Annotated in this window: 10 protein-coding genes; 6 read left to right on the forward strand and 4 right to left on the reverse strand. The window is 52.9% G+C overall.

Annotated features, from left to right (window positions below; all coding sequences use genetic code 11):
* The coding region (gene ygiD, locus VGM55_RS23710; protein WP_331636934.1) for a 4,5-DOPA dioxygenase extradiol at positions 1 to 411 on the forward strand (411 nt) is incomplete at its 5' end.
* 14 nt (positions 412 to 425) lie between these two features.
* Here the strand turns inward: ygiD and VGM55_RS23715 are convergent.
* A complete protein-coding gene (locus VGM55_RS23715) occupies positions 426 to 1,451 on the reverse strand; it encodes a LacI family DNA-binding transcriptional regulator (protein ID WP_037416513.1) in 1,026 nt (341 codons plus the stop codon).
* Between the two features lie 214 nt (positions 1,452 to 1,665).
* Here VGM55_RS23715 and VGM55_RS23720 point away from each other — a divergent pair, with 214 nt between their 5' ends.
* From VGM55_RS23720 to VGM55_RS23740, 5 genes are read left to right on the forward strand one after another with little or no spacing between them, the layout of a single operon-like run.
* The gene (locus VGM55_RS23720; protein WP_331636935.1) at positions 1,666 to 3,435 is read left to right on the forward strand and encodes a class I mannose-6-phosphate isomerase; all 1,770 of its coding nucleotides are present in this window, start codon (positions 1,666 to 1,668) and stop codon (positions 3,433 to 3,435) included.
* Positions 3,436 to 3,440: 5 nt separating this feature from the next.
* On the forward strand, positions 3,441 to 3,869 hold the full coding sequence (locus tag VGM55_RS23725) for a PTS sugar transporter subunit IIA (RefSeq protein ID WP_037416517.1): 429 nt from the start codon (positions 3,441 to 3,443) through the stop codon (positions 3,867 to 3,869).
* 9 nt (positions 3,870 to 3,878) lie between these two features.
* Positions 3,879 to 4,373, forward strand: coding sequence for a PTS system mannose/fructose/N-acetylgalactosamine-transporter subunit IIB (locus tag VGM55_RS23730; RefSeq protein WP_037416520.1), 495 nt, complete (start codon positions 3,879 to 3,881; stop codon positions 4,371 to 4,373).
* A gap of 22 nt (positions 4,374 to 4,395) precedes the next feature.
* Positions 4,396 to 5,196 carry a PTS mannose/fructose/sorbose/N-acetylgalactosamine transporter subunit IIC gene (locus tag VGM55_RS23735; protein WP_037416524.1) on the forward strand — a complete coding sequence of 267 codons (801 nt, stop codon included), beginning with the start codon at positions 4,396 to 4,398 and terminating at the stop codon, positions 5,194 to 5,196.
* Entirely contained in the window at positions 5,196 to 6,017 is an 822-nt protein-coding gene (locus VGM55_RS23740; protein WP_115185183.1) for a PTS system mannose/fructose/sorbose family transporter subunit IID, read from the forward strand. Before VGM55_RS23735 ends, VGM55_RS23740 begins: the two co-directional genes overlap by 1 nt.
* Positions 6,018 to 6,250: 233 nt before the next feature.
* On the opposite strand, the gene VGM55_RS23745 is transcribed toward VGM55_RS23740, so the two are convergent.
* From VGM55_RS23745 to VGM55_RS23755, 3 genes are all read right to left on the reverse strand, one after another.
* A complete protein-coding gene (locus VGM55_RS23745; RefSeq protein WP_037416528.1) occupies positions 6,251 to 7,033 on the reverse strand; it encodes a glucose-6-phosphate isomerase family protein in 783 nt (260 codons plus the stop codon).
* The gene (locus VGM55_RS23750) at positions 7,026 to 7,592 is read right to left on the reverse strand and encodes a glucose-6-phosphate isomerase family protein (protein WP_331636937.1); all 567 of its coding nucleotides are present in this window, start codon (positions 7,590 to 7,592) and stop codon (positions 7,026 to 7,028) included. The genes VGM55_RS23745 and VGM55_RS23750 overlap by 8 nt, the downstream gene beginning before the upstream one ends.
* 123 nt (positions 7,593 to 7,715) lie before the next feature.
* The coding region (locus VGM55_RS23755; RefSeq protein WP_331636938.1) for a glutathionylspermidine synthase family protein at positions 7,716 to 7,958 on the reverse strand (243 nt) is incomplete at its 5' end.

Consider the following 7,958-nt stretch of genomic DNA (forward strand, 5'->3'; position numbering starts at 1 on the left):
GCGGATATCCCGATCGTACAGCTCAGCATCGATGGTACCCAGCCGGCAGAATATCATTATGAGCTGGGTCGCAAGCTGGCAGCATTGCGTGATCAAGGGGTGATGATCGTCGCCAGCGGCAACGTGGTGCATAATCTGCGCATGGTCAAATGGCAGGGCGAAGCTACCCCGTATCCGTGGGCGGCATCGTTTGATAAATTCGTGCGGGATAACCTGACTTATCAGGGTAATAACCATCCGCTGGTGAATTTTATGCAGCACGAAGGTGCGGCGTTGTCGAACCCAACGCCGGAACATTTCCTGCCACTGCTGTATGTGCTCGGTGGTTGGGACGGCAAGGAAGAAATCACCGTACCGGTAGATGGTATCGAGATGAGCTCTTTGAGCATGTTGTCGGTACAGGTCGGCTAATCTGTCACGCCAGCTTAGGCTGGCGTAGATTTATTGGCAAAACCGCAAGATTCCCGGATCACCAATGACGGTGGCAGAATGATGCGTTTTGGCGGCTCATCATTGCCTTGAATACGACTGTACAGCAATTCTCCAGCCTTGCGACCGATCTCGCGTGAGGCCACTGATACGGTGGTTAAACCCGGCTGTACCAAAGACGCTTCGGTAATATCATCAAACCCAATCAACGCAAAATCTCTGCCAACCTGGCGGTCGAACTTACGTAATGTCTGCATCACACCCAACGCAACAATATCCTGATAGCACAACGCTGCAGTGATTTCAGGGTGGGCCATCAACAACTGTTCCGCAGCTCTGGCACCAGAGCTCTGGCTCGCTTCACTGTCTACGATCCATTCCCCTTTTACCACAATGCCGTGTTCAACCAGCTTGCTGGTGTAGCCTCCAAGCCGCTGCGCGCGGGTGGTAGAGCTGATGGAGCCCCCAATAAACGCGATATGACGGTGTCCCAAATCCAGCAGGTGCTGAGTCGCCAATTGGGTGCCCAAGAAATTATCGGTGCCGACAAAGTCAAAGTGCGCATCGGCCACCGGGCGGACTACCATAATGGCCGGTATCTTGCGGCGTTTCAGTGTTTCAAAAAACAGGGTAGGTGTTTGCCGGGCGGCGCACAGCACCATGCCGCTGGCACTGTTCTGCAGCAGCGAGTCGACAAATTTTTGCTGTCTGTCAGCCGACTCTTCGCTGTTAGCCAGAAATAGCATCAACTGATGACGTTCCATCTCTTGGCTAAGCCCAGCGGTCATCTCTGCATAAAACGGATTGGTGATATCGTGCAGTAGCAGACCGACCTGATTGCTGCTGCGATTACGCAGGTTAGCGGCGGTCTGGTTGTATACGTAGCCCAATTCATCAATGGCGCTCAGGACTCGCTTACGGGTGTCATCCGATATGCGGCCGCGGTTGCGCAATACCATCGATACCGTGGCGGTAGAAACTTTTGCATGTGCGGCGACGTCCGCCAAGGTAATTGTGCTCATTTGATGTCCTGTCGGTACTGTTTTTCAGACTAAGGTATAACGATTAACCTAATTTTTTAAAATAACGAAAATAAATCGTGATTAATGTCACGAAAATTCGGTTTTTTACGCGCTTGTTATCGGTTTTATGAGGTTAATCTCGTTAATCAGCCTGTTTGCAATAAGGTTAATCGATTAATCTTTTGCTATGTATTCAGTTCATAGGCAGAACAATATGGCAGAGCAACAGTATAAGGCTACGAGCTACGACAAGTTCCCGGAAGTGACCGTCCAGGGGTATGACGACGCCGCCTGGGAAGGATGGCAGGCTGTGACTGAGGCTGTTAGTCGCAAAGTGGCTGCCCTTGGGTTGCGCAAAATCCTGTTGATCGTGGATTGCTACCATGGGGTGAATCTGGCAGAACTCACTGAGCATTTTATCAATCCTCTGCAACCAGCCTGCAGCATCAACGCCGAGTTGGCCAAATACGATGAACCGCATATTCACGCGATGATTGAGCGCAATCTAACGGATGACCGTGTGTTTGGCGTGCTGTCATGCCATGAAATGCCCGAATTTTTTGATATTGAACGTATACAGCAGTTACGTGATCAGATTGCGCGCGTCGACAGTGGGCTGGTCGTGGTATATGGGCCGGGCGCCGCGTTAATCGCCGAAGGGGATGTGCTGGTGTATGCCGATATGGCACGCTGGGAAATACAGCAGCGCTTCCGCCGTGGCGAGCTGGGTAACTGGGGCGCGGGCAATGTGGATGAAGATGTATTACGTCGCTACAAGCGGGCATTCTTTGTCGAATGGCGGGTCTTCGATCGCCATAAAACGCCACTGCTTCAGCGTGCGGATTTTGTATTGGACACGAACCAGGCCGGTAAACCGACATTAGTGTCCGGTACGGCATTCCATGCTGGATTACAGCAGGCAACTCAACGCCCATTCCGCGTAGTGCCTTTTTTTGACCCCGGCATCTGGGGCGGCCAGTGGATGAAAAACCAGTTTGATCTCGACCCGACGGCAGCCAACTACGCGTGGTGTTTTGACTGCGTGCCCGAGGAAAACAGCCTGCTAATGCGTTTTGGTGACGTTCGGGTCGAGATCCCCTCACAGGATTTGGTACTGCTGTATCCACAGCCCTTATTGGGCGAAAAGGTACATGCCCGCTTTGGGGCTGAATTCCCCATTCGTTTTGACTTGTTGGACACCGTCGGTGGGCAGAACCTCAGCTTCCAGGTTCACCCGCTGACGGAATACATCCAACAGCACTTTGGTATGCATTATACCCAGGATGAAAGCTATTACATTCTGGCCGCTGAACCGGGAGCTGAAGTGTATCTGGGCATAAAAAATGGCGCAGACCCACAGGCGATGATGGCAGATCTTGCCATAGCCCAAAGAGGTGAAAAGGCATTTGATGATCAGCGTTTTGTTAATCGGTTCCCGGCGCATAAACACGATCACTTCTTGATCCCTGCGGGTACGGTGCATTGCTCAGGCGCGGGCTCCATGGTGTTGGAAATCAGTGCTACGCCATACATTTTCACGTTCAAATTGTGGGACTGGGGCCGCCTGGGATTAGATGGTCAACCACGCCCTGTGCACCTACGGCACGGCGAGCAGGTGATCAACTGGCACTGTGACACCGACTGGGTAACGAAGCATCTGGTGAACCGTATTGAACCCGTTGCCGAGGGAGAAGGCTGGCAAGAAGAGCGGACCGGTCTGCATGAGCGTGAATTTATCGAAACGCGACGTCACTGGTTTAGCGGGCCGGTACTGCATCATACAGAGGGCCGGGTCAATGTGCTGAACTTGGTTGAAGGCGAAGAGGCGGTGATCGAAAGCCCCGGTGGGTATTTCGCTCCCTTTGTGGTGCATTACGCGGAAACCTTTATCGTACCGGCCGCAGTAGGAGCGTATCGCATTAGCCCTCATGGCCGAAGCTTGGGCAAAACCCTTGGCACGATTAAAGCCTGGGTAAGGGGATAAGTATCATGTTGAAAGTGATTGTGATTTCTCATGGCCCAATGGCTGAAGCACTGATGACCAGTGCGCGTATGGTTTATGGCGAACTGCCAGGAACCAGTTATGTCGGCCTGAGCGAAAGCGCCGGTATTGAGGCTTTTAAACAAGATTTTGCTGCCGAACTGCACCGCGTGAGTGCGGGGGCTGATGGTGTACTGGTGCTGTGCGACATGCTGTGTGGCACGCCTTACAACGTGGCCTGCCGCCATGCTTTTGATCCCGAAATACCCGTGCCAATGGCCGTGGTGACGGGGGTGAATTTCCCGATGTTATTGATGAGCGCCGAATTGCTGGAGGGGAAGGATGTTCAACAGGCGGCACAAGAGCTGGTGGCACAGGGGGGTGAGGCAATAGCCCTTGCTCGTCCGGCGCCAACGGCGCAATTGGACGATTTCTGAGGAAAGAATATGGCCATTTCATTTGTACGTATCGACGACCGGGTTATCCACGGTCAATTGGTAACCCGCTGGGCAAAGGAATTGCCCTGTGACGGCATCGTGGCGATTGATGATGAGGTGGCGGCTGATCCACTGCTGTCATCGGTGATGAAGGGGGCTGTACAGGACACTAAGGTGTGGCTGTTTACCGTGCAGCAAGCGATAGAAAAACTGCCGAAAGTGATCGCCAGCGACAAGCAATATTTTGTGATTGGCAAATCGCCGGTCACGCTGCGTAGGCTGATGGAAGCAGGGATCGATCTCAATAATCGTAACAAGAAGATCAACGTTGGACCGATGTCTGCCCGTAAGGAAACGGTGACTATCGGCCCGAATCAATCGGTGAGTGTCACAGAAGCCGCTGCTTTTGATTTCCTGGCTGAACACGGGCATGCCATCGAATTCCGTTTAGTCCCTGATGCCAGTCATTTCAGTTGGTTGGACGCAAAAAAGAAACTCAAATAAGCCTGAACGGCAGGAGTTAACTATGTGGTTTGAAGCGACGCTTATCGGGATACTTTGCTATCTCGGCGCGCTGAGCAGCCCTTGGCTGCTGGGATTGACCGGAGGCTGGTATATTCTCAGCCGCCCGTTAGTTTCCGGCATGCTGGTGGGGGCTATTCTCGGCGATGTACAGACCGGCATTATCATCGGTGTTGCGGTACAGGCGGTATATATCGCTATGGTAACGCCGGGTGGTTCGATGCCGGCCGATCTCAACTTTGTGGCGTTCCCGGCGATTGCGCTGGGCATTCTTTCTGGTAAAGGAACCGAGGTGGCAGTCGCGCTGGCGGCGACGATTGGCATCATGGGTACGGTGTTGTTCAACGCCATGATGGTACTCAATTCTTACTGGAATCACCGTGCAGATCTGGCTGTAGAGCGTGGTGATGAACGGGGGATTTACCTCAATAGTGCCATCTGGCCGCAGGTCACTAACTTCTTGCTGCGTTTTGTGCCAACGTTTATCGCTGTCTTTTTTGGAGCGCGTTATATCAACGCCTTTATGGACAGCTTGCCGGCGCTGGTGTTGACCACCATGAACGTAGTGGGTGGTATTTTGCCTGCAGTTGGCATCGCCATACTTCTCAAACAGATCATTAAAAGCTACAGCATGCTGATTTACTTCCTGGTGGGGTTCATCTGCATTGTTTTCCTCAAACTGAATATGGTGGCGCTGGTGATTGTCGGCGCGCTGCTGGCACTGATTCACTACAACTATAAGCCAGAGCCGCAGGTGGTCGCCGCACAGGCCACGCCTCAGGCTGATGATGAGGATGAATTCTGATGGATATGCCAACACCAAAATTGAATAAGCAGGATCTGCGCCGTTGCTGGCGCAGTTGGATGATGTACAACCTGTCATCGATGAGCTTCGAACGCCTGGAATCTTACGGTTTTTGTCTGAGCATGATGCCGGCGCTGAAAAAACTGTATCAGGATAAACAGCAGCGTATTGAAGCCATTCGCCGCCATACCTCGTTTTACAATACCGAGCCACAGCTGGGTGCGATTGTTAACGGCATGGTGATTGGACTGGAAGAAAAGCGCGCCAACGGCGAGCCGATCGACGGGGAAACCATCAACACGCTCAAAGTGGGGCTGATGGGGCCGGTGGCCGGTATTGGCGACTCAATGGTGCCGGGCATGCTGATCCCGATTTTATTGAGTATAGGTATGGCGCTGGCGGCCGGTGGCAGTGTGATTGGCCCACTGTTTTACATCATTGCGTTCAGCCTGATCGTCATTCCTGGTTCCTACTGGCTGTTTATGAAAGGTTACCATATGGGCTCCGGCTCGGTGGAGATGCTAGTCAGTAGCAAGTCCTCACGGCTGCGAGAAGCACTTTCCCTACTGGGAGTGTTCGTCATGGGCGGTGTAGCGGCGAGCTACGTCAAACTGGGGACTGGTCTGGAGTTTGTTACCAAAGACGGGGTGAATATTCATCTGCAGCAAATGCTGGACGGCATTTTCCCTAACCTGATGCCGCTGATGGTAGTGCTGGTGACCTGGTATCTGATGGCTAAACGAGGGCTTTCTCCGGTGAAAGCGATGCTTGGGTTATTAGTGTTGGCAGCGGCAGGGGTGGCCTGCGGCCTGTTCTCATAATATCCGTCGCCTTTCAAGTTGCAGCGTTGTTACCTGCACTCAGTTATGTGGCCCGTCCATGGGCCACACCCCTTTGGGGCCGCTGCTAGCAGCGTTCAAATCTGCTCCCGGCAGATTTGTCCCCCCAGTTACTTACTTAAGTAAGCGCCTGGGGATGAGTGAGCTGGGCGCCTAGCTGCAACTCGAAATTCATAAGGTATGAAATTTCCTGTTATTGAGCAAGACAGTGGTCTTTACGGCTCAAATCGTTGCCATTTTTCCGCTACGCTGCCCGGTTTGGAAATGAACTGGAAACGCGCTGGATCGGTTTCAAACTGTAGGTACAAAGGGTCGTCGCTCAGACCGAATTCGTGATATTGGCGTGGTCCGATGGCATGGAGCCTGCCGGACTGATAGCGCGGGTTCTGCTGCCAGATAATATTATTGCCCTGTAACAACGGATACCACGCCAGCCCTTTGTATTCACGAACCGCATCATATTCAAAACCATATTCACGATCGCACCAGGCAGCGAAGGTCAATGGTTGACTGGGGTCGGCTGAAATTGTGGCGTGCGCCCATCCTGGTGGTACCAGCACCTTTTCACCAGGGCCGGCATGGACGGCAAAACAGCGCCCTGGCTCATGCTCTACGCGTTCTTGCATATAAATGATTGCCTTCCCTTGCCAGATTTCATACAGCTCCGGCGGTGACCAGCCACTGTGCGTGCTGATACGGTGCACATGCCCTTGGCTGCGAACGGGTTCCTGACCTAACTGACCTTTGGCATAGGTCACAATACCGAACAGCAACATGCGTTTCTTCAATTCAGCCAAATGCTGCTGTTTGGCGACGTCCATGGCGATGGCATAGACCTGTTCTGGCCCGCTGCAGTCCGGATCACGTAGCGAGCGACGGATTTGCTCCAATGTCCGAATTTCCGGCAAGGGGCCAATTACCTCATCGCCATAGCAAAACCCCATCGGATGGTCGTTAATGTAGACATCCAGGCCAAATTTAAGCATCGAGTCACTCATATTGTGCCTCCGCTTTCCAACCGGCGCCGTCGGCAAATATGCGTAATTTGAATCCTTGTGGTTGTAGCGCATCGTAGTTGTGGCCAGCGATTGTTGGCCAGACGGCCAATGCAGAGAGCATCTCATCACCGATGTTGATCAGGCGGTGAGCGGTGAAGGAAGGAATATGATGAACGCTGCCGAGCGAAACCTGCTCCAGCGTGCACGCACCGTCCTGGTGTTGCAGCAACAACAAACCCTGACCGCGCAGGCCAAAATAGAATTCCGCCTGTTCGGGTCGCTGATGGAAATGCCCGCGGGTCATAAAGAATTCGTTACCCACGCGGCCAGGTTGCAGGTGAGTGGTACCAACAAACAGTTCGCCTTCTTGCTGGATGGAGGGCAACATTTCTACCTGATATACAGCAAACTCCGCAGGCATAGCGCTCCATGCGACGGGATCGGCGAAGATCCCAGCCAAACTGCCCAGGGTAGTGGATTTGTACTGGATATCAGGCGCGGTAAAACATCCGTTCGCCAGGTTGACTTGCGGTGGAATAATGGACGTCAGTTTCTTCATATCTGGTTGCTCCGCCCGAGGAGAACAGACATATCGAGTATAAAAGGTTAATCGATTAATCACCAGACGGAAGGCATAAAAAAGGCGCGATATTGTCGCGCCTGTTACTAATGAATTTGATCGTTAACCGAGAATAATGTGCGGGTAGAAACGGGACAGATCCTGGGTGATCAGTTCGCGGTCTTCACGCAGACCGATACCGCAGGGTTGATCGTCAACCAGCCAACTGCCGATCAGCGTATAGCTGCCTTCGAACTGTGGTAGCGGGTGGAACTGCTGCACGATCATGCCTTCTTCACCGTAAGGGCCGTCAACGCGTGCAACTTCCTGACCGTTTTGCACGATCTGGATATTGGCGCCTTCGCG

The sequence above is a fragment of the Cedecea sp. genome, assembly GCF_036500665.1.
Lineage (GTDB): Bacteria > Pseudomonadota > Gammaproteobacteria > Enterobacterales > Enterobacteriaceae > Cedecea.

What these genes read in the sequence shown, in the direction of transcription:
- VGM55_RS23730 (WP_037416520.1), top strand. Translation starts at nt 3,879, where the DNA reads ATGGCCATTTCATTTGTACGTATCGACGACCGGGTTATCCACGGTCAA.
- VGM55_RS23725 (WP_037416517.1), top strand. Translation starts at nt 3,441, where the DNA reads ATGTTGAAAGTGATTGTGATTTCTCATGGCCCAATGGCTGAAGCACTG.
- VGM55_RS23750 (WP_331636937.1), bottom strand. Translation starts at nt 7,592, where the DNA reads ATGAAGAAACTGACGTCCATTATTCCACCGCAAGTCAACCTGGCGAAC.
- VGM55_RS23740 (WP_115185183.1), top strand. Translation starts at nt 5,196, where the DNA reads ATGGATATGCCAACACCAAAATTGAATAAGCAGGATCTGCGCCGTTGC.
- VGM55_RS23720 (WP_331636935.1), top strand. Translation starts at nt 1,666, where the DNA reads ATGGCAGAGCAACAGTATAAGGCTACGAGCTACGACAAGTTCCCGGAA.
- VGM55_RS23735 (WP_037416524.1), top strand. Translation starts at nt 4,396, where the DNA reads ATGTGGTTTGAAGCGACGCTTATCGGGATACTTTGCTATCTCGGCGCG.
- VGM55_RS23715 (WP_037416513.1), bottom strand. Translation starts at nt 1,451, where the DNA reads ATGAGCACAATTACCTTGGCGGACGTCGCCGCACATGCAAAAGTTTCT.
- VGM55_RS23745 (WP_037416528.1), bottom strand. Translation starts at nt 7,033, where the DNA reads ATGAGTGACTCGATGCTTAAATTTGGCCTGGATGTCTACATTAACGAC.